Annotated in this window: 17 protein-coding genes; 4 read left to right on the top strand and 13 right to left on the bottom strand. The window is 65.5% G+C overall.

What is annotated here, in order from left to right; genetic code table 11:
• Positions 1 to 838, top strand: an 838-nt coding sequence (locus RTQ83_RS16785; protein WP_312516896.1) for a carbohydrate kinase family protein, incomplete at its 5' end; no start/stop codon positions are given.
• Between the two features lie 82 nt (positions 839 to 920).
• Here the strand turns inward: RTQ83_RS16785 and RTQ83_RS16780 are convergent.
• Positions 921 to 1,451 (bottom strand): YggT family protein, encoded by a 531-nt coding sequence (locus RTQ83_RS16780; protein ID WP_312516894.1) that lies wholly within the window; start codon positions 1,449 to 1,451, stop codon positions 921 to 923.
• A gap of 117 nt (positions 1,452 to 1,568) precedes the next feature.
• The gene (locus RTQ83_RS16775; protein WP_312516892.1) at positions 1,569 to 2,027 is read right to left on the bottom strand and encodes a hypothetical protein; all 459 of its coding nucleotides are present in this window, start codon (positions 2,025 to 2,027) and stop codon (positions 1,569 to 1,571) included.
• 25 nt (positions 2,028 to 2,052) lie between these two features.
• Here RTQ83_RS16775 and RTQ83_RS16770 point away from each other — a divergent pair, with 25 nt between their 5' ends.
• Positions 2,053 to 3,090: a hypothetical protein gene (locus tag RTQ83_RS16770; protein ID WP_312516890.1), complete on the top strand. Its 1,038-nt coding sequence runs from the start codon at positions 2,053 to 2,055 to the stop codon at positions 3,088 to 3,090.
• Positions 3,091 to 3,611: 521 nt separating this feature from the next.
• On the opposite strand, the gene RTQ83_RS16765 is transcribed toward RTQ83_RS16770, so the two are convergent.
• The gene (locus RTQ83_RS16765) at positions 3,612 to 4,505 is read right to left on the bottom strand and encodes a LysR family transcriptional regulator (protein WP_312516888.1); all 894 of its coding nucleotides are present in this window, start codon (positions 4,503 to 4,505) and stop codon (positions 3,612 to 3,614) included.
• 132 nt (positions 4,506 to 4,637) lie between these two features.
• Here RTQ83_RS16765 and RTQ83_RS16760 point away from each other — a divergent pair, with 132 nt between their 5' ends.
• Positions 4,638 to 5,066: a DoxX family protein gene (locus RTQ83_RS16760; protein WP_312516886.1), complete on the top strand. Its 429-nt coding sequence runs from the start codon at positions 4,638 to 4,640 to the stop codon at positions 5,064 to 5,066.
• A 49-nt stretch (positions 5,067 to 5,115) separates the two neighbouring features.
• Here the strand turns inward: RTQ83_RS16760 and RTQ83_RS16755 are convergent, their stop codons facing one another.
• From RTQ83_RS16755 to RTQ83_RS16745, 3 genes are all read right to left on the bottom strand, one after another.
• Positions 5,116 to 6,765 (bottom strand): glycosyltransferase family 4 protein, encoded by a 1,650-nt coding sequence (locus RTQ83_RS16755; protein ID WP_312516884.1) that lies wholly within the window; start codon positions 6,763 to 6,765, stop codon positions 5,116 to 5,118.
• 90 nt (positions 6,766 to 6,855) lie between these two features.
• Positions 6,856 to 8,550, bottom strand: a complete 1,695-nt coding sequence (locus RTQ83_RS16750; protein ID WP_312516882.1) for a PQQ-dependent sugar dehydrogenase — start codon at positions 8,548 to 8,550, stop codon at positions 6,856 to 6,858.
• A 76-nt stretch (positions 8,551 to 8,626) separates the two neighbouring features.
• Positions 8,627 to 9,274, bottom strand: coding sequence for an HTH domain-containing protein (locus RTQ83_RS16745; protein WP_312516880.1), 648 nt, complete (start codon positions 9,272 to 9,274; stop codon positions 8,627 to 8,629).
• 113 nt (positions 9,275 to 9,387) lie between these two features.
• Here RTQ83_RS16745 and RTQ83_RS16740 point away from each other — a divergent pair, with 113 nt between their 5' ends.
• Entirely contained in the window at positions 9,388 to 9,804 is a 417-nt protein-coding gene (locus tag RTQ83_RS16740) for a VOC family protein (RefSeq protein WP_312516879.1), read from the top strand.
• 27 nt (positions 9,805 to 9,831) lie between these two features.
• Here RTQ83_RS16740 and RTQ83_RS16735 read toward each other — a convergent pair whose 3' ends face one another.
• The 7 genes from RTQ83_RS16735 to RTQ83_RS16705 all read right to left on the bottom strand — a co-directional run bounded on the left by RTQ83_RS16735 (position 9,832) and on the right by RTQ83_RS16705 (position 19,973).
• Positions 9,832 to 10,575 (bottom strand): SLATT domain-containing protein, encoded by a 744-nt coding sequence (locus RTQ83_RS16735; RefSeq protein ID WP_312516877.1) that lies wholly within the window; start codon positions 10,573 to 10,575, stop codon positions 9,832 to 9,834.
• Between the two features lie 230 nt (positions 10,576 to 10,805).
• Positions 10,806 to 11,909, bottom strand: a complete 1,104-nt coding sequence (locus tag RTQ83_RS16730) for a ribonucleotide-diphosphate reductase subunit beta (protein WP_290417630.1) — start codon at positions 11,907 to 11,909, stop codon at positions 10,806 to 10,808.
• 253 nt (positions 11,910 to 12,162) lie between these two features.
• Complete coding sequence (locus tag RTQ83_RS16725) at positions 12,163 to 15,096, bottom strand: ribonucleoside-diphosphate reductase subunit alpha (protein ID WP_312516874.1); 2,934 nt, start codon at positions 15,094 to 15,096, stop codon at positions 12,163 to 12,165.
• Between the two features lie 667 nt (positions 15,097 to 15,763).
• Positions 15,764 to 17,254, bottom strand: a complete 1,491-nt coding sequence (locus RTQ83_RS16720) for a sigma-54 dependent transcriptional regulator (RefSeq protein ID WP_312516872.1) — start codon at positions 17,252 to 17,254, stop codon at positions 15,764 to 15,766.
• Positions 17,255 to 17,269: 15 nt separating this feature from the next.
• On the bottom strand, positions 17,270 to 18,919 hold the full coding sequence (locus RTQ83_RS16715) for an ATP-binding protein (RefSeq protein WP_312516870.1): 1,650 nt from the start codon (positions 18,917 to 18,919) through the stop codon (positions 17,270 to 17,272).
• Positions 18,916 to 19,170, bottom strand: coding sequence for a PP0621 family protein (locus RTQ83_RS16710; RefSeq protein ID WP_312516868.1), 255 nt, complete (start codon positions 19,168 to 19,170; stop codon positions 18,916 to 18,918). Before RTQ83_RS16710 ends, RTQ83_RS16715 begins: the two co-directional genes overlap by 4 nt.
• On the bottom strand, positions 19,170 to 19,973 hold the full coding sequence (locus RTQ83_RS16705) for a cytochrome c biogenesis protein CcsA (RefSeq protein ID WP_312516866.1): 804 nt from the start codon (positions 19,971 to 19,973) through the stop codon (positions 19,170 to 19,172). Before RTQ83_RS16705 ends, RTQ83_RS16710 begins: the two co-directional genes overlap by 1 nt.
• Positions 19,974 to 20,017 lie beyond the last annotated feature (44 nt).

Here is a 20,017-nt window from a genome sequence, read left to right as displayed (position 1 = left end):
GAACGTGTCCTTCCTGGTGCCGACCCTGCGCACCGAATACGGCGGCTGCTCGGCGAACATCGCCTACAACCTGAACATGCTGGGCGGCGACCCGCTGATCATGGCCACCATCGGCCAGGACGGCGCCGACTGCCTCGAGCGCCTGCGTAACTTCGGCCTGGAAACGCGCGGCATCAAGACCATCGACGACGCCTACACCGCGCAGTGCTTCGTCACCGCCGACGAAGACAACAACCAGATCAACGCCTTCCACCCTGGCGCGATGCAGTTCTCGCACCAGAACAACGTGGCTGACCAGGGCGCGCTGCGCGTGGCGATCATCTCGCCGGACGGCCGCGACGGCATGATCAAGCACGCACGCGACTGCGCCGAACAGAAGGTGCCGTTCATGTTCGATCCGGGCCAGCAGCTGCCGATGTTCTCGGGCGAAGAGCTGATCACCTTCATCGGCCAGGCCACCTACCTGGCGGCCAACGACTACGAATTCGAAGTGATCATGGACCGCACCGGTTTGACGCTGGAAGAAATCGCATCGCGCCTGGAGGCGCTGATCGTGACCCGCGGCGCGGCCGGTTCGGACATCTACGCCGGCGGCGAGCACATTCGCATCCCGGCGGTGGAAGCGGCCAACGTGGTCGACCCGACCGGCTGCGGCGACGCCTACCGCGCCGGCCTGCTGTACGGGATCACCAATGGCCTCGATTGGGCGACCAGCGGCCGTATCGCCAGCCTGCTCGGTTCGATCAAGATCGCCAGCCAGGGCGGCCAGAACCACGCGTTCACGCCGCAAGAGTTCGACCAGAAGTTCGAAGCGGCGTTCGGGTTCAAGTTCCGCTGAATCGGTTCGACGCATCAGTAAAAAGGGGCGCCGTTTGCACGGCGCCCCTTTTTTATGGCGTTGTTCTTGTAGCGCCAGCGCGTTACACGTAGCCGAAGATCTGTCCCAGCACGAACAGCAGGATCTGGATCAGCACCAGCGCCACCAGCACCGACAGATCGATCCCGCCGATCGGCGGCACCACGCGCCGGATCGGGCGCAGGATCGGCTGGTTCAGCGCATGAATGAACGGCGCCAGCGGCGCATTCGGATTGACCCAGCTGAACACCGCTTCGATGATCAGGAGCGCCATGAAGCCGTACAGGATCCAGTTCAGGAACTTGTGCAGCGCATACAGCAGCACAAGTTCTCCGCTCGCCCCCTGCAACAGCAGCAGCGCGCTGGCCAGCAGCACGATCAGGAAGGCGCCGATCAGGCTCGCCCAGTCATAACCGCGGCTGCCCGGCACCACGCGCCGCAGCGGCATCACCAGCCAGTCGGTAATGGTGTGCACGAACTGGCGGATCTGGTCGGGGAGACGCACGCGGATGGCATTCGTCCAGAAGCGCAGTAACAGCACCCCGCCCAGCAGGCCTGCGACGATATTGACGATAAACTGAAGAATGGACAGCACGGAGTCTCCTCAAAAAAAAACCGCTGTGCGAACAATCACACAGCGGCATTGTGCCTGAACGATGTCCGACTTGCCACGTGCACATGACACGTGGCCGAGACGGACGCCGTACGGGTATTACGGACGGCTGCTGGTCGGGAACGGCCATGCGGCCGGAGCCAGCACGGTCTTCGCGGCCGGAGCGGCTGCAGGAGCGCTTGGCGCCGCGGCCTTGTCGGTCGAAGCGGCTGGCTTGGCGGCCGGTTTCTTGGCGGCTGCCTTCTTCGCTGCCGGCTTGGCGTCCGCCTTGGCGTCGGCTTTCGCTTCCGGCTTGGCGTCTGCCTTGGTGTCGGCGGCGCTGTCGGCCTTCACTTCCGGCTTGGTCTCGACCTTGGCATCGGCCTTCACTTCCGGCTTGGCTGCGGTGGTCTTGGCGGCCGGCTTGGCGGCGGCGCTGGTCGACGCGGTCTTGGTGGCTGCAGGCTTGGTCGCGGCGGTCTTGGTCGCAGCGGTTTTTGCCGGAGCAGCAGCCTTGGTGGCGGCGGTTTTGGCCGGGGTAGCGGCTTTCTTGGCAGCAGGAGCAGCCGATTTAGCCACTGGAGCGGCTTTCTTCGCTACCGGCTTGGCAGCGGTTTTGGTCGCGGTCGCTTTTTTAGCTGCCGGCTTGGCGGCGGTTTTGCTTGCGGTCGCTTTTTTAGCGGCCGGCTTTGCTGCCGATTTGGTGGCTGCCGATTTGGTTGCAGCCGGCTTAGCAGCCGATTTGGTTGCCGATTTAGCGGTCGATTTGGTCGCGGTCGCTTTCTTGGCTGCCGGTTTTGCGGCGGCTTTGGTCGCGGTCGCTTTCTTCGCTACCGGTTTAGCGGCTGCCTTGGTTGCGGTTGCTTTTTTAGCGGCCGGTTTGGCGGCTGCCTTTTTAGCTGCCGGCTTGGCGGCGGCCTTTTTAGCTGCAGGCTTGGCGGCCGGTTTAGCGGCTGCCTTCTTTGCTGCCGGCTTGGCGGCCGGTTTAGCAGCGGCTTTCTTTGCCGCCGGTTTTGCAGCGGCTTTCTTTGCTGCTGGCTTGGCTGCCGGTTTAGCGGCGGCTTTCTTTGCTGCCGGCTTGGCTGCCGATTTTGCTGCGGTCGATTTAGCAGCCGATTTAGCTGCCGGCTTTGCGGTGGCTTTCTTTGCCGCCGGCTTTGCCGTCGATTTGGTTGCCGACTTCGCTGGCGACTTGGTAGCCGACTTAGTAGCCGATTTAGCGGCCGACTTCGCCACTGGCTTGGCGGTCGATTTAGCGGCGGCTTTCTTCACTGCAGGCTTGGCTGCCGATTTTGCAGTGGTCTTGGTCGCGGTCGCTTTGGTAGCGGTCGCTTTGGTTGCGGTCGACTTAGCAGCGGTCGATTTAGCGGCGGTGCTCTTGGTCGCGGCAGTTTTGGTCGCGGTTGCTTTCTTTGCAGCAGGTTTCGCTGCGGTTTTCGCTGCCGGCTTGCTCACTGCCTTGGCTGCCGGCTTGGCGGCTGCCTTGGCGGTGGTCTTGGTAGCGGCGGCTTTCTTTGCCACTGGTTTCTCTGCTGCAGTTTTTGCGGTGGACTTCGTCGTCGACGAAGGCGCGCTCTTTACTGCTGCCTTTGCTGCTGGTTTCTTAGCGGTTGCCATTTTTGTTCTCCTTCATCTGCGATGAGAAATACACTCTAAGGTTAAAACCCGTCAGGCCATTTACTACCCAGCGGGTTATTCATCGGCCCATATCCAAATGCGATCTGGGCCAATGAATCCGGCACCGGCTGAACTGCTGCAACTCCTCACAGTTGCAGCGCTTCAGCCAACGTCGACAGGTCACCGATGCCACGTGTTTTCACATCGCTACCCTTACGGGTGCGAAAAGAAAAAGCCGCCGTGCCTGAGCATTTGGTCAGACAAGGCGGCTTGTTCTTTTCGCTTCGCTTGCGTGCATACTGGTTGGATCAGCGTCCTATTATTCGATCGATTTTGCCCGGGTTGCCCGCGACAATATCACATCTTCTCGTTTTGACAAATTCAATCATGTAAAGTACGCGCCCTCGTTGCGATTTCTTTGTGAGCGCGCAACCGTAAATCCCGATATTCGATGCCATTTTCCGACGCTTGAATCCGCGGCGTGTATGCGACTGGCTTCCGATAGCGCCTGGATTTACGGGCGATCCGCGCCGCGATTCAAGCTCGTCATGCGGCGCATTTCAACTGGTCGATAAACCAGCGGCCCGCCGGTCCCGGCGGCTGTTCTTTCATGAAGATCGCGTGCATCGAAAAGCCGGTGCCGAGCAATGGATGCGTTTCGAGTTCGAGCCGTACCAGCGCGCCGCTGGCGATATCCTGCTCGACCATATGCAAAGGCATGCCGCCCCATCCCAGGCCGGCGCGCAAAAACGCATGCTTGGCGCCGAGATCGGCCAGCCGCCACACGTGCGGCGACAGCACGCCATAGTTGCGCCCTGCGGTGCGCGCCGAGCGGTCGCTGAGCACCAGCTGCACATGCTGCGCGGCCTGCGCGCGCATCACCGTGCCTTCGATCTGCGCCAGCGGATGTTCGGGCGCGGCCACCACCACCGACGGCACGCCGCACAAATGTTCCGACACGCAGCCGGGCGGCACTTCGGGGAGCGATCCGATCACCGCGATGCGGCACTGGCCATCGAGCAGCGGCTGCACCACCGCGCCCAGCGCTTCCACATACAGGCGCAGTGGCGTGGCAGGGAACTGGCAGTGGAAGGCCTGCACCGCGGCGGTCAGATGCGCGATCGGATACATCACGTCGACCGCCACCGACAGCTCGGGCTCGAGCCCTTCGGCCAGCATGCGCGCACGCGCCTTGAACGCATCCATGCTGCCGGCGGCGTGGCGCGCATCTTCCAGCAGTGCGCGGCCGGCTTCGGTCAGGCGCGGATAACGGCTGCTGCGGTCGAACAGCGCGAAGCCCACCTGCAGTTCGAGATTGGCCAGCGTGTGGCTGACCACCGATTGCGCGCGCCGCAGCTTGCGACCGGCCGCGGAGAAGCTGCCTTCGTCGGCGGCGGCGATAAAGGTGCGCAGCTGGTCCATGGAGAGGCCGTCGAGCATCCATCTACTCCTTCGATAGGTTTCATCGAATTATATAGGCTTCCTGGATCGGTTCGGCTTGCCTAAGATGCAGTCCATGGATGCCGCACTTGACGCCGGCAACGACCAACATCACAACTGAAAGGAACCGTCATGAACACCACCACCAACCCAGCCACCCACTCCGCCATCCCGGTCATCGGCCGCATCCTGCTGGCGACCATCTTCGTCTTCAGCGGCGTCGGCAAGGCGCTGGCGCCGGAAGCGACCATCGGCTACATCCAGTCCAGCGGGCTGCCGTTCGCCACGCTCGGACTGATCGCGGCGATCGCGATCGAACTCGGTGGCGGCGTGATGCTGGCGATCGGATTCAAGACGCGCCTGGTGGCGGCAGGGCTGGCGGCGTTTTCGGTGGTGACGGCGCTGGCCTTCCACAACGCGATCGGCGATCAGAACCAGCTGATTCATCTGCTGAAGAACTTCGCGATGGCGGGTGGTCTGCTGCAAGTAGTGGCGTTTGGCGCCGGCGCGTACAGCATCGATGCGGCGAGCGGCCGCAAGGGTGTGGTGCGGGTGGCGTGATTTTTAGCCTGGACGCGTGGACTGCGGAGCGGTCCACGCTACCTCCGCATTAACGCTCGCTGATGCGCAGCAGGTCCATCTTGCACAGCCAGGCCAGGCCGCGCAGCAGGGTCGGACGGTCGCACGGGCCGAGCGTGTCGAGCAGCTCGTCGACCTGCATCGGGCGCGGGCCGATGGCGCCGAAGATGACGCCGAATTCTTCCAGCGTCGGCATCGACGCCGCCGCGAACCGGTTGATGCCGAGATCGCGGTACTGGCGCACCAGCGCCAGCGAGGCTTCCGGTTTCAATTCCACCAGCGAGCCTGGCCCCAGCGCGCGCGTGGCGTAGCTGGCGAACAGGCGGAACGGATCCAGCCGGTCCGGCGCCTGTTGCGGCAGTGGCGGCACCAGGGAAGGATCGGCGCGGCGCCGCTCGGCCAGCTCCTCGAACAGCGTACGGTAGCGCGCCAGCACCGCGCGCCAGTCGAATTCCTGGCGCGCACGCAGGCGCGCGTTGTCGCCCATCGTGCGCCGCAGCTGTTCGTCGCGAATCAGGCTGCCGTAGGCTTGCGCCAGCCCGGCGCCGTCGAGCGCCACCGCCTGGCTGGCGTGGCCGCAATACATCTCGAAGCTGTCCACCCCATCCTCATAACGCTGCGCCAGATCCTGCCCGGCGCCGGCGCCGGGCATCACGGTCGCGATGCGGTAGCCGTCGACGCCGTCGCGCACCGTGTCGCGGTAGCCGTTCCAGTCCGACACCACGCATGGCAGGCCGGCCGCCATCGCTTCCAGCGGGGTCAGGCCGAAGGTCTCCTGCAGGTTGTCGGCCAGCGAGGTGAAGATGTCGGCGCAGGCCCAGGCGTCGCGCTTGTGCGCGGCCTCGCGCCCATCCAGCACGATCAGGTTCACCGAAGGACACAGCAGCGCCGCCGCTTCATGGAAGGCCGATTCGATCGCTTCGCCGGCGAACCATCCGCACAGCACCAGGTGCACCTGGCGCCCGCCCTTCTCGGCGCGCTCGAGCGCGGCGAACAGCTGCTGCGGATGCGACTTGGCGTGCACCGACAGGCGCCCCAGCGACAGCACCGCAACATCGTCCGCACCGATGCCGAGGCGCGCGCGCGCATTGAAACGTTCGTGCTCCATGAAGCGCAGCTCGTCGCAGTGCACGCCGAGCGGGATCATCGGCAGCTGCGGCAATTCGAAACGGGTCGCGCCCAATCGGGTGCGCAGGTAGGCGGCCTGCTGCTCGAGCAGCAGGCGCATGCTGTCGCGCACCACGCGCGAGGTGCAGACGATGGCGTCCCAGCCGCGCACCGGCGCCGTGAGCAGGCCGGTGACGGTGTTCATCATCTCGTGGCTGGCGACATTGTGGACCACGCCGCACAGGCTGTAGTCGCGGTCGTCGAGGCGCAGGCGCTGCCACGCCAGCCGTTCGATATCGGCGCCGGGGTGGTACAGGCAGCCGTAGCGTTTCAGGTCTTGCGGCCGCGATGGCGCCAGCCACGCCAGTTCCCCCGCGTAGCCGTCCTCGCGCAGCGCCGCCAGGCAGGCGTCGGCGTGACTGCGGTCGGCGGTGAAGCATCCGAGTTCGCCCGGCGTGCCCTCCTGCGCCAGCGCGCGCAGCAGGCCGACGCCGGCCGACTGCCGCCCCAGCCGCTTCTGGCCGGCGATGTTGAACGCCTCGGGGTCGTAATGCAGGGCAAAGCGGTCGTGCATGGGAATTCCTGTGGCGCGCGGGATGGTTCGATCATAGCGCCGCCAGGAATGCGGTGGCGCGAGGATGCGCCACCGTTCAGGATCATCCCGTCAGCGCTTGGGCGCCACGCGCCAGACCACGCCGCCGGCGTCGTCCACCACCAGCAGCGCGCCGTCCTGCGCCACCTCGACGCCGGACGGACGGCCCCAGACATCGTGGTCGCTCAGCACCATGCCGGTCATGAAGTCCTGGTACTGGCCGGTCGGCACGCCGTTCTTCATGAATACCCGCACCACCTTGTAGCCGGTGCGCACGCCGCGGTTCCAGGAGCCGTGCAGCGCCACGAACACGTCGCCCTCGTACTCCTGTGGGAAGGCGCTCCTGGCACCCTTCGGCGCGTGGTACACCGCCATCCCCAGCGGCGCCGAGTGGGCCTGCAGCAGCACGTCCGGGGCGATGGTCTTGCCCTTCAGGTCGGGACGCACGCCCTTCTGGCGCGGGTCTTCGTGGTCGCCCAGGTAGTACCACGGCCAGCCATAGAAGCCGCCCTGCCTGACGCGCGTGAGGTAGTCCGGCGGCAGGTTGTCGCCCAGGCCGTCGCGCTCGTTCACATTGCACATCACGTCGCCGGTGGCCGGATACACCAGCATGCCGACGCAGTTGCGCAGGCCGGTGGCGTAGGTGCGGCGGTTCTTGCCGTCCGGGTCGAACGCCATCACGGTGGCGCGGTCCGTCTCGACGCCCCAGGCGCCACCTAAACCGTGCACCTGCTCCCATTGCGCCAGCGGCTGCGGCGGCTTGGGACCGATGTCGCTGGCGACGTTGGTGGCCGAGCCGATCGACAGCAGCATCGTCTTGCCGTCCTTCGAGAACGCCAGCGTGCGCGTGGTGTGGCCGCCGCTGGTCTCGGACAGTTCGGGCACGATCGTCTCCGCCTGGCTGCGCGCCTTCAGGTCGCCGTTGCGGTAGGGGATGCGCACCACCGAATTGACGTTGGCGACGTACAGGTATTGCGGGTCGCTGCCTGCCGGCCAGAAGGCCATGCCGTAAGGGCGCGACAGGCCGGTGGCGAACACCTCGGCGCTGTCGGCTTTGCGGCCATCCTTCGAGCGCAGCACCTTGATCTCGCCGTTCGAGGTCGATGCCAGGAAGATGTCGCCATTCGGCGCGCGCAGCGGCAGGCGCGGCTTGTCGTCGTCGCGCGCGTAGATGCCGACCTCGAAGCCGGGCATCACCAGCGGGATCGAGCCGTTGGGGCGGGCCTGCACGCGCGGGCCGTTGCCGGCGCTCGCGGTGGCGAATGGGGCCGGCAGGTCGGCCAGTTTGAAGTGGTGCAGCTTGCCGGGCTGGTGTTCTTCCCAGGAGCCGCTGCGGTCGTTCGCAGCGGCTGCCGGTTGCGCGGCGGCGGTCGCCGGGCCCTTGAGCGTGGCCAGGTAGTCGATCAGCGCGGCGCGCGTCTTCTGGTCCGGCACGCCGACCGGCATCGTGGTGCCGGGCACGCGCTTTGCCGGGTCGAGCAGGAACACATCCAGCTCGCTGCGGGTCCAGGTGGTGCCGGCGGCGCCGGCTTTATTCAGCGCGCTTGAATAGTTAAAACCGGGGACGGCGGCCGCCTTGCGGGCCACCACGCCGAACAGGCCGGGGCCGGCCAGCGCCGACAATTTGCTGTCCACCGTGTGGCAACTGGCGCAGTTATTCTGGAAGATGGTGCGGCCGTTCAGGGCGGCCGGGGCGGCGTGGGCACTCAGGGCCAGCGTCAGGCCGGCGAACGTCAAGGCACGCATCGTCAGGGGTTTGGCGTACAACGGTGTCTCCCGGTTGGACTTGAAAGAACGCCATCATAGGTCAACTCGTGCGCGCGTTGTCGCTTTCGTTTTCTCCCTACATGCGCGCCCGGTATTCGCGCAGCAGCGCCGCGCGGCGCGGCCGGAACGAGTCGCCGGTGCGGGCAGCGGCGGCGATGCGCTCGGCGCGGAACATGCGGAAGTCATCACGAAGACAGCAGCGCGCCAGCACCACCAGCATCCGGTCGAGATAGACGATCGCCAGCGGCCAGATGGTGCGCCGGCTGGCCGCGCCGTTGCGGTCGACGTAGTCGATGGCGAGCGCCTCCTCGCGCCAGCAGCAGGCGCGGATCAGGTCCATGTCCGGCAGCGCGCTGTAGCGCTGGCCGAAATGGTGGACCTGCGACACCGCGTGCAGCAGGTGCTGCTGGCTGAGCGACGGCAGCGTGGCCGCCACCTTGTCCAGCACCGCCTGCGCCGCCCCGCTTAGCGCCGGGTCGCCCATGTGGCGCACTTCGGACAAGCCCAGGATCAGCGCCTCGAGCTCGATGCGGTTGAAGGTCTGCGGCGGCAGCGCGCCGTCTTCGACCAGCGTGTAGCCGTAACCGCGCTCGCCGTCGATGCGCGCGCCGCCGGCGCGCAGGCTGTCGATGTCGCGGTAGATCGAGCGCACCGAGACGCCGGTGTGCGCCGCCAGTTGCGCCGCCGTGGCCGGCGACGGCAGGCGCCGCAGAGCGGCCAGCAAGGCGAATAATCGTTCGGAGCGGGACATCGGCACCTGACAGGAATTGGCAGTAGGGCTGGCTATAGTAGCACCCGCTACCCAGCACCTTCTTCCATCTTCAACCAGGAGTTCCCATGTCGGTCCAGGCAGTCACCCACCTCAATTTCCGCGGCCAGGCGCGCGCCGCCCTCGCCTTCTACCACGCCGTGTTCGGCGGCCAGGTCATGCTGGCGACGTACCAGGATTTCGGCGCGGTCCCCGAAGGCACGCCGGCGGACGGCATCATCTGGGGCCAGGTGGCGGCCGACAGCGGCATGCGCATCATGGCCTACGACGTCCAGGCCGACAAGGCATGGCACCCGGGCGAGAACGCGTTCTACGTGTCGCTGCGCGGCGACTCGGTGGAAGAGATCACGGCGCTGTACGAGCGCCTGCTTGACGGCGGCAGCGTGCTGCATGCGCCGGCGCCGGCGCAGTGGACGCCGCTGTACGGCATGCTCAAGGACCGCTTCGGCGTGACCTGGGTACTGGACGTGGCGCGCGCAGCGTAGCCGCTTTGGACGCGGCGCGCCCTGCCGCTATCGTTGATCCCTGAGATATTTGCGGTAGTCGGATTTGCGGACCAGGCCAAGCATCGTGCAGACGGTGGCGACGCGAATCCTGACTGCCCTGGCGACCAGTGTGCCAAGCGACGGCCGAAGAACGACGCGCCGGCTGGCGATGCCGAGATGCGCCTTTTCGTTATCGTCGATCCGCTGCTTGATGGCCAAACGGCGGTTGGAATTCCTGTTCAGCGCCTTCTGCGAGTCGCGATCGTTGGTCGGACATGACTCGCCCTCCTTGTTCACTTCCAGGTAACGCTCCAGCAGGCGGTCGTATTCGGCCAGCTTGGCGGCGCAGTTGCGGGCGTCGATCGAATTGAGGATCGAGCGTGCCTTGCGCGCGATCTCGATATAGGCATTGCCGACCGCGCGGTGCTGCGTGGTCTGCTTCTCCAGTCCGAGAAAACCAATCACCGCGGTCGAGATGCCGACCAGCAGCGGCAGGATGTGCTTGAGCGTGCCGGCCCAGGCGTCGTAGTGCGCGTCCTGGCCGAGATAGGCGCGCCCCAGTTCCAGCGCGGCCTGGCCGATGCCGGACGAGATGAAGGCTGACCCGATCACGGCGAACAGGCCGAGGTAGATGCGCCACTTGTTCTTGCGGTCGGCCGCGATCAGGTGGCGCGCCTTGCCGATCTTGCAGTCGACTTCGAGGTTGGCAATTTCGAGCAGCTTCTTGCTGTTGATCTGGGCTGGCTTGCCTGCACGTATGGAGTGCTGCAAGGCTGAGCCGGAGATTGGGCGGTAGATCCAGTTCATGGCGATGTCTCGGCGTGGGTTCGCGGACAGTCGGATTTCCGGTCGAACATACTCGAGCGGTGGTCGACATCCGAACTCAGCCTAGCACCGCTTCGGCGCCGCTTCATGTGCGACGCGAGGAACTTCAGCGTTATCTCAATAATAAAAAACCCCGCGGTTGCGGGGTTTTGTCTTCGTGCGACGCGGGATGACGATCAGTCCCAGCTCAGCGTGCCACCGGTCTGATACTCCGTCACACGCGTCTCGAAGAAGTTACGCTCCTTCTTCAGATCGATCATCTCGCTCATCCACGGGAACGGATTCTCTTCATTCGGGAACAGCGCATCCAGACCGATCTGCACCGCACGGCGGTTGGCGATGAAGCGCAGGTAGCCCTTGAACATCGGCGCGTTCAGACCCAGCACGCCGCGTGGCATGGTGTCTTCGGCGTAGCGGTATTCCAGGTCGACCGCTTCCAGGAACAGCGCCTTGATCTCTTCGCGGAATTCCGGGGTCCACAGCTGCGGGTTTTCCATCTTGATCGTGTTGATCAGGTCGATGCCGAAGTTCACGTGCATCGATTCGTCGCGCAGGATGTACTGGTACTGTTCGGCGGCGCCGGTCATCTTGTTCTGGCGGCCCAGCGCCAGGATCTGGGTGAAGCCGACGTAGAAGAACAGGCCTTCCATCAGGCAGGCGAAGACGATGATCGACTTCAGCAGCTTCTGGTCGTTTTCGACGGTGCCGGTCTTGAAGTCAGGGTTGGTCAGGACGTCGATGAACGGGATCAGGAACTGGTCCTTGTCGTGGATCGATTCGATCTCGTTGTAGGCGTTGAAGATTTCGCCTTCGTCCAGGCCGAGCGACTCGACGATGTACTGGTAGGCGTGGGTGTGGATCGCCTCTTCGAAGGCCTGGCGCAGCAGGTACTGGCGGCACTCGGGGGCGGTGATGTGGCGGTAGGTGCCCAGCACGATGTTGTTGGCGGCCAGCGAGTCGGCGGTGACGAAGAAGCCCAGGTTACGCTTGACCAGGCGGCGCTCGTCTTCGGACAGGCCGTTCGGGTTCTTCCACAGCTCGATGTCGCGCTGCATGTTCACTTCCTGCGGCATCCAGTGGTTGGCGCAGCCGGCCAGGTACTTGTCCCATGCCCATTTGTACTTGAACGGCACCAGCTGGTTGACGTCGGTCTCGCCGTTGATGATGCGCTTGTCGTCGGCGTTGACGCGCTTGGCCACTTCGGCGGCAGGGGCGCCTTCGGGGTTGTTGATGTGCGGGGTGGCCGCGGCGCTGGTTGGTTCGTCGTCCCAGTTGAGCATGGTGGTTTCCTTCTGCGGTGAGCTGACGCGATATGCGCGGTTCAGGTCACGTGTGTGTTGATGATTTGTCGTCCGCGGGGAACCTTGGGCGTTTGCGGTGGGCTGGCAAACTTGGGTTCCCGCCTTCGCGGGAATGACGGTTTTTAGGGTGGTGGTTCTGTTTAGTTAGCGGTGCTGCTTAGCGGTGCTATTTTTGTGCTGGTGAATCCAGCGCTGCGGGCCGACGCTTGGTCGGCCCGCAGTGGTGTCCAGATTACTGGCAGGCTTCGCATTCCTCGAAACCGTCGTCGCCTGGACGCAGGTAGCAGGCGGCGCCTTCTTCGATTTCGGCGGTGGCGGCTGGAGCCGCTGCCGCTGCGACCGGGGCGCTGGCCACTGGTGCTGCGTGGCCGCCTTGCAGGCCGCCCGAGACCGGCACGGCGTTCAGGGCGCCGGTACGGGTGGTCGACTTCTCCAGGTGGGTCGCGGCGATGGTGCGCAGGTAGTAGGTGGTCTTCAGGCCGCGCAGCCATGCCAGCTTGTAGGTCTCGTCCAGTTTCTTGCCCGAGGCGCCGGCCATGTAGATGTTCAGCGATTGGGCCTGGTCGATCCACTTCTGGCGACGCGATGCGGCTTCCACCAGCCACTTCGGCTCGACTTCGAACGCGGTGGCGTAGATGTCGCGCAGGTCTTGCGGCACGCGGTCGATCTTGCTCAGCGAACCGTCGAAGTACTTCAGGTCGGCGATCATGACTTCGTCCCACAGGTCGCGGGCTTTCAGGTCGCGCACCAGGTACGAGTTGATCTCGGTGAATTCGCCCGACAGGTTCGACTTCACGTACAGGTTCTGGAAGGTCGGTTCGATGCAGGCCGACACGCCGATGATGTTCGAGATGGTCGCGGTCGGAGCGATCGCCACGCAGTTCGAGTTACGCATGCCGAACTGCTTGATGCGCTCGCGCACCGGGGTCCAGTCCATCGATTCACTGGTGTCCTGCTCCAGGTAGCCGCCGCGCTCTTCCGCCAGCAGCTTGATCGAGTCCTGCGGCAGGATGCCGCGGTCCCACAGCGAGCCGGTGTAGGTCTCGTAGCGGCCGCGTTCTTCGGCCAGCTCGGTCGAGGCCAGGTAGGCGTAGTAGCAGACCGCTTCCATCGAGGTGTCGGCGAACTTGACGGCTTGCTCCGATGCGAACGGGATGCGCATCATGTGCAGGCAGTCCTGGTGGCCCATCACGCCCATGCCCACCGGACGGTGACGCAGGTTCGAGTTGCGCGCCTTTTCGACAGCGTAGTAGTTGATGTCGATGACGTTATCCAGCATGCGCATCGCGGTGCGGATGGTCTTCTGCAACTTGACGTGGTCCAGGCCATCGCCCTTCATGTGCTGCGGCAGGTTCACCGAGCCCAGGTTGCAGACGGCGATTTCATCGGCGCTGGTGTTCAGGGTGATCTCGGTGCACAGGTTCGACGAGTGCACCACGCCCACGTGCTGCTGCGGCGAGCGGATGTTGCATGGGTCCTTGAAGGTGATCCATGGGTGGCCGGTCTCGAACAGCATCGACAGCATCTTGCGCCACAGGTCCATGGCTTCGATCTTCTTGAAGACCGCCATTTCGCCGTTTGCCGCCTTGGTTTCATAGGCCAGGTAGGCTTTCTCGAAGGCCTTGCCGGTCAGGTCGTGCAGGTCCGGCGTCTCGGACGGCGAGAACAGGGTCCAGGCGCCCTTTTCCATCACGCGCTTCATGAACAGATCCGGAATCCAGTTCGCGGTGTTCATGTCGTGGGTGCGGCGGCGGTCGTCGCCGGTGTTCTTGCGCAGGTCCAGGAATTCTTCGATGTCCAGGTGCCAGGTTTCCAGGTAGGCGCACACCGCGCCCTTGCGCTTGCCGCCCTGGTTGACCGCCACGGCGGTGTCGTTGACCACTTTCAGGAACGGCACCACGCCTTGCGAGCGGCCGTTGGTGCCCTTGATGCGCGAGCCCAGCGCGCGCACCGGGGTCCAGTCGTTGCCCAGGCCGCCGGCGAACTTCGACAGCAGTGCGTTCTCTTTGATGGCGTCGTAGATGCCTTCCAGGTCGTCGCCGACGGTGGTCAGGTAGCACGACGACAGCTGCGAGCGGCGGGTGCCCGAGTTGAACAGGGTCGGGGTCGAGCTCATGAAGTCGAACGACGACAGCAGGTTGTAGAACTCGATCGCGCGCGCTTCGCGGTCGTCTTCACGCAGGGCCAGACCCATCGCGACGCGCATGTAGAACGCCTGCGGCATTTCGATGCGGGTGTCGCGCACGTGCAGGAAGTAGCGGTCGTACAGGGTCTGCAGGCCGATGTAGCCGAACTGCAGGTCGCGGTCGGCGACGATGGCCTTGGCCAGGCGCTCGAGGTCGTACTTGCCCAGTTCTTCGTCCAGCAGTTCGTTCTGGATGCCCTTGGCGATGTACTTCGGGAAGTAGGTGATGTATTCAGCTGCCGCCGCGGCTTGCGGCACTTCGTGTTCGAAGACTTCCTTGCGGATGGTGTGCAGCAGGATGCGCGCGGTGACCTGGCTGTAGGCCGGGTCTTTTTCCATCAGCGCGCGCGCGGCCAGGATGGCCGACTTGTGCAGTTCTTCGACCGGCACGCCGTCGTACAGGTTCTTCAGGGTTTCGGCGACGATGGCGTCGGCGTCGACGTGCTTTTCCAGGCCCGAGCAGGCGGCGCCCACCAGGGCGTGGACGTCGTTGATGTCCAGCGGGCGGCGCTCGCTGCCGTCGACCACGTGGATCTGCGGCGCGGCGACCGGGGCGCCGCCAGCGGCTTCCTTGGCGGCGCGGCGCTCGTCCATGCGCTTGGCGCGGTACAGCACGTATTCACGGGCGACATCGTGTTCGCCCGAACGCATCAGCGACAGCTCGACCTGGTCCTGCACGTCTTCGATGTGGAAGGTGCCGCCGTTCGGCTGACGGCGCACCAGCGCTGCCACCACGTTGCCGGTCAGCTGTTCCACCAGTTCGCGGATACGCGCCGAGACCGCGCCCTGCCCGCCGGAGATGGCGAGGAAGGCCTTGGTCATCGCGACCGAGATCTTGTGCGGTTCGAACGCGACCACGGCGCCGTTGCGGCGGATGACGCGGTAGTCGCCGCGCGCGACGATTTCGGCCGGGGTCTGGCCCGTCGACGTCGCACCAAGAGGGGCGTACGGGTTGATCGAACTGTTCTGTGCTGTTTGCATTGAGCCTCCAGGATGAGCGGGCGGGCCGCCGTTGTTTACACGGGGACCCTCGTGCGGTGTTGCAACCCGGTCCGTCAACAAATTAAAGAAAAACGATATCCCCGCCAGCCGGTGGCCGATGTTGGCAAACCAGAAAAGCAGGGTAAAAAACCATTAAATAAAGCGTGTCGGCAAGCGCCTGGTGAACAAATTTGTGGACAACTTGTGGACAACGTGCGGACAACTCGCCGCAAGCTGAAAAACTAGTGTTTTTGATCTACCACCACTACATCTAGTGTCCAGCTTTGATATGAGACTAATTGTAGTACCTCGTTTGCGATAGAGGCAAGTGGAGAAATCGGCAAAATTTGGTGTTTTTTGGCGTGTGCGATCTTGACTTTTCAGCGCTTCCCTAAAGACGGGCGGCAGGCGGTGAGCGGGTACTAACATCGGAAAAGTCTGTCGGGTATCGGGTGCTTAATGGGTAATCAGAACAGGGCAACGGTGCGCTGATGCGGAACATTATGCACCAAAATAATTACCGCAAAGTAACAAAATAGAGACACCAGATGTAGGGTCGGCAGGTTCTGCCGACGCGGTGATTGTTGGCGGGTGCGTTGACGCACACGGGCCGGCGGAGGTGGGTTGAACGCATCGGCGGCGAAGCGCGGGGCCGCCCAGGCCAACCCTACGTGATCTGCAGTCTCTGGATCTCGTAGCGCAGCTGGCGCACGCTGATGCCGAGCAGGCTGGCGGCCTGGGTGCGGTCGGTGCCGGATTGCTGCAGGGCGTGTTCGATGACGGCGCGCTCGACCTGTTCGAGATAGTCGGCGAGGCCGCGCGATGGCGCGGTGGACGCGTTTGCGGACGGCGCGGCGACGGGTTCGGAAGCCGGCGGCGCGACAGACGGCTCCGCAACAGGCGCGGGCTCACTATATATAGGAGCAGGTTCCGGCGCTGCCGGCTGCGCAGGCGCGACCGGCAGCACCGCACCCCCGGCATCGCGCCCGCCCGCCTCCAGCGGCCGCGCCGCCTTCAGCGACAGATCGCCCACCTCGATCACCCCATCATTGGCAAACGCCAGCGCCCGCTCCAGCACGTTCTCCAGCTCACGCACATTGCCCGGAAACGAATACGCGCGCAGCGCATCGAGCACGCCCGGCCCCAATGACGCCTGCCCCGGCCCGGCCAGCCGCTTGAGGATGCCCTCGGCCAGCATCGCCAGATCGTCGAGCCGTTCGCGCAGCGGCGGCAGCGCCAGTTCGATCACGTTCAGGCGGTAGAACAAGTCTTGCCTGAACTTGCCCGTCTCGACGCAGTGCGCCAGGTCCTGGTGGGTGGCACTGATGATGCGCACGTCGACCGGCTCTTCATTCGTCGCGCCGATCTTGCGCACGCGCCGCTCCTGGATCGCGCGCAGCAGTTTCACCTGCATCGCCAGCGGCAGGTCGGCCACTTCGTCCAGCATCAGGGTGCCGCCGTTGGCCGCGGCGAAGAAGCCGTCGCGCTCTTCGGCGGCGCCGGTGAAGGCGCCCTTGCGGTAGCCGAAGAACTCGGCCTCCATCAGCGTTTCGGGGATCGCGCCGCAGTTCACCGCGACGAACGGCTTGCCGGCGCGCGAACTCTGGGCGTGGATCTCGCGCGCGGCCAGTTCCTTGCCGCTGCCGGATTCGCCGGTGATCGAGATCGGCGCCATCGAGCGCGCCAGGCGTGCAATCTGCGCGCGCAGCGCCTGCATCGCCGGCGAATTGCCGATCAGGCGCGAATCGGTCGCCGCACCCTCGCCTGCCGCGCCGTCGGCTTCGGACTGTTTCAGCGCCGAGCGCACCATCACGCGCAGCGCGTCCAGCGCCACCGGCTTGGCGATGTAATCGAAGGCGCCGGCCTTGAGTGCCACCACCGCGTTGTCGGCGCTGCCGTAGGCGGTGATCACGGCCACCGGCGTGCCCTTGCCGGAGGCGGCGATCTCGCGCACCAGTTCCAGGCCCAGGCCGTCGGGCAGGCGCATGTCGGTCAGCACCAGCGCGTAATCGTGCTCGTCGAACAGGGCGCGCGCCTGGCGCAGGGTGGCGGCGCTGTCGACGTCCAGCCCCATCTTGATCAGGGTGATTTCGAGCAGCTCGCGCAGATCGGCTTCGTCGTCCAGCACCAGCACCCGTGGGGTGCGCGCCGGCGTCATGGCCGTGCTCCGGCGTCAGGCCGGATCGGCGAAGGTGATGACGAAGCGGCCGCTGGCCTTGCGCGGTCCCATCGCGGATGGGTCGAATCGGGTTTCATAATCGAGTTTCGCATCGTTGTTCAGGCACAGTTCGCGCGCCAGGTACAGTCCCAGCCCGGTTCCCTTGCTCGACGTGGTGTAGAACGGCTCGAACAGGTGGGCGCGCACTTCGGGCGTGATGCCGGGGCCGTCGTCCTGCACGTGCAGCTCGCTGCGCCCGGTGGCGTCGCGCATCGGGAAGATGCGGATGCTGGCCGGCTGGCGGCTGGCATAGCGCACCGCGTTGTTGAGCAGGTTGAGCAAGACCTCGTGCAGGTGCAGCGGATCGAAACGCACCGACATGCCGTCCGCATCACCGAGGTGCACTATATCACCCGCCAGGCCGTGGATTTCGCAGAACTCGGCTTTCAGCCCGTCCAGGAAGTCCCTGAGTGCCACCGGCTCGCCGTTCGGCTGCGCCTTGCGCGACAGCTGCAGGATGTCTTCCACCATGCGGTTCACGCGCGCCACGTTGTCACCCACGATCTTCAGCAGGCGCACTTCGGCCGGGCCTTGCAGGTCTTCGGCCAGCAGCGCGGTGGCGTGGCCGATCGCCGACAGCGGGTTGCGCACCTCGTGCGCGATGCTGGCGGTGAGGCGTCCCATCGAGGCCAGCTTGAGTTGCTGCGCCTGGTTTTCGATGGCGCTCACGTCCTGCATGAAGATCACGCTGCGGCCTTCGGCTGGTTCGGTGTCGACGCGCGCGAAGCGCAGTTTCAGGTGCACCGGCTGGTCGCGCCGGCCGTACACCGCACCTTCGTCGGCATGCCAGGGTTTGAGGGTGACGAAGGCGGCGCCGTCGCCCGGCGTCGCCAGCCAGCTCTGGAAGGCCTCGGCCACCGGCGCGAAGGCCGGCGCGGCCTGCAGCAGGAAGCCGGCCGCTTCTCCGTCCAGCCCCAGCATGCGGCGCGCGGCCGGGTTGCCGGTGAAGACGGTGCCGTCGTCGCCCACCACCAGGATGCCGTCGCCGACGTCGGCGATCACGATGGCGTTGATCGCCTGCTGGATGCCGAGGTCGGCGCCGCGCCGCGCCGCCAGTTCTTCCTGTTTCAGCAGGCGCGCGGCCAGCCGGTTCACCATCAGCACGCCGGCGAAGAAGGCGGCGCCGTACAGGCCGGCCTGCATCAGCGCCGGGTCGCGCGCGTCGACCAGGATCTGCCACACGCTCTGCGCCAGCAGGAACAGGGTCGCCAGCGCGGCCGAGAACAGCGCCAGCACCAGCGGCGCCAGGATCGCGGCGCCGGCCAGCGGGAACAGGTACAGGATGCCGAGGCCGCCGCGCATGCCGCCGGCGCTCAGGTACAGGATCGAGATCACCGCCAGGTCGACGCCGATCTGCACCGCCAGCTGGATCAGGAAGCGGCGGCGCCAGCGCGCCGCCAGCGCCAGGCCGACGGCCACGCCGAGATAGGCGATGCAGGTCTCGGCGTTGACCGGGTCGCTGCGCAAGCCGCCGCCGTCGAAGTCGACGCCCAGGTACAGCAGCAGCACCAGGGCGATGACGATGCGGGTGATCGTGAAGGTCTGCAGCGAACGCCACAGCGTGGCGCGCACTTGCTGCGACGGCGCCCGGCGCGACGGCTTCAAGACTTGGGCGGCGGCAGGCGCACGTGGCCCGGCGAGCAGTAATCGAGGCCGTCGGCGCGCACCGACTCGGAGGCCGGGAAGTACATGCCGCAATGGGCGCACTGCGCCATGGCCTCGATCTCGCCGCCCGCGGCGCTACGGCCAGTGTGCTGTGGCGGTTGCTGCTGGTGCTGTTTCGCGATCGCGCGCAGCTTGCTGCGCACGGCGAACACCACCAGGGCGATCAGGGCAATCCAGAATAAAACACGCATCAAACAACTCCCCGGTGCAGCACGACTTCGAGCACGAAGCGGCTGCCGACATAAGCCAGCGCCAGCGTGGCGAAGCCCGCCAGCGTGAAACGCAGTGCGGTCTTGCCGCGCCAGCCCTGCCATTTACGGCCGGCCAGCAGCGCCGCGAACAGCGCCCACGACAACAGCGCGAACACGCTCTTGTGGTCGAGCAGCAGCGGCCGGCCGAATACCTGTTCAGAAAACACGAAGCCCGACAGCACGGTCAGGCTGAGCAAGATGAAGCCGATCCAGATCACCCGGAACAGCAGTTTTTCCATAGTCAGCAGCGCCGGCAGCTGGTCCAGCGCGCTGCCCAGCCAGCCGCCGGCGGCGCTGCGCGTGTGCAGGCGTGCTTCCTGCAGCGCCATCAGCACCGCGTGGAAGGCGGCGATGGTGAGCGTGCTGTAGGCCAGCACCGCCACCGCGATGTGCCAGCCGAAGGCCGGCGACTGTCCGGCCAGCTGCATCACGCTGCCCGGGAACAGCGCCGGCAGCAGCGCCGCGGCGCAGGCGAACGGCATCACCAGGCGGCGCATGCCGTCGAGGGCGAAATTGCGGTTTTCCAGCCAGTAGGCGGCGACCGAGACCCACAGCGCGCTCGAGAGCATGACGGCGAAGCCGACCCGCAACTGGCCCGGCATGATCACGTCCAGCCCGAGCGCCGCGCCATGCACCACCCAGGCGCCGGCGGTGACCGCCGAAATGACGGCGCCCCGCCGCGTCGGCAGCAGGGCGCATACCGCGTACAGGAATGCCGCGGCAAGGAAGAGGGAATTCTGCATAACGGCAGTCTACACCATTGGCAGGAGGCGGTGGCAAGGCCCCC

It is taken from the genome of Massilia sp. (assembly GCF_031995545.1).
Classification (GTDB): domain Bacteria; phylum Pseudomonadota; class Gammaproteobacteria; order Burkholderiales; family Burkholderiaceae_D; genus Telluria.
The sequence above is the reverse complement of the archived record's forward strand: the minus strand, read 5'-3'. Positions and strand labels throughout refer to the sequence as shown.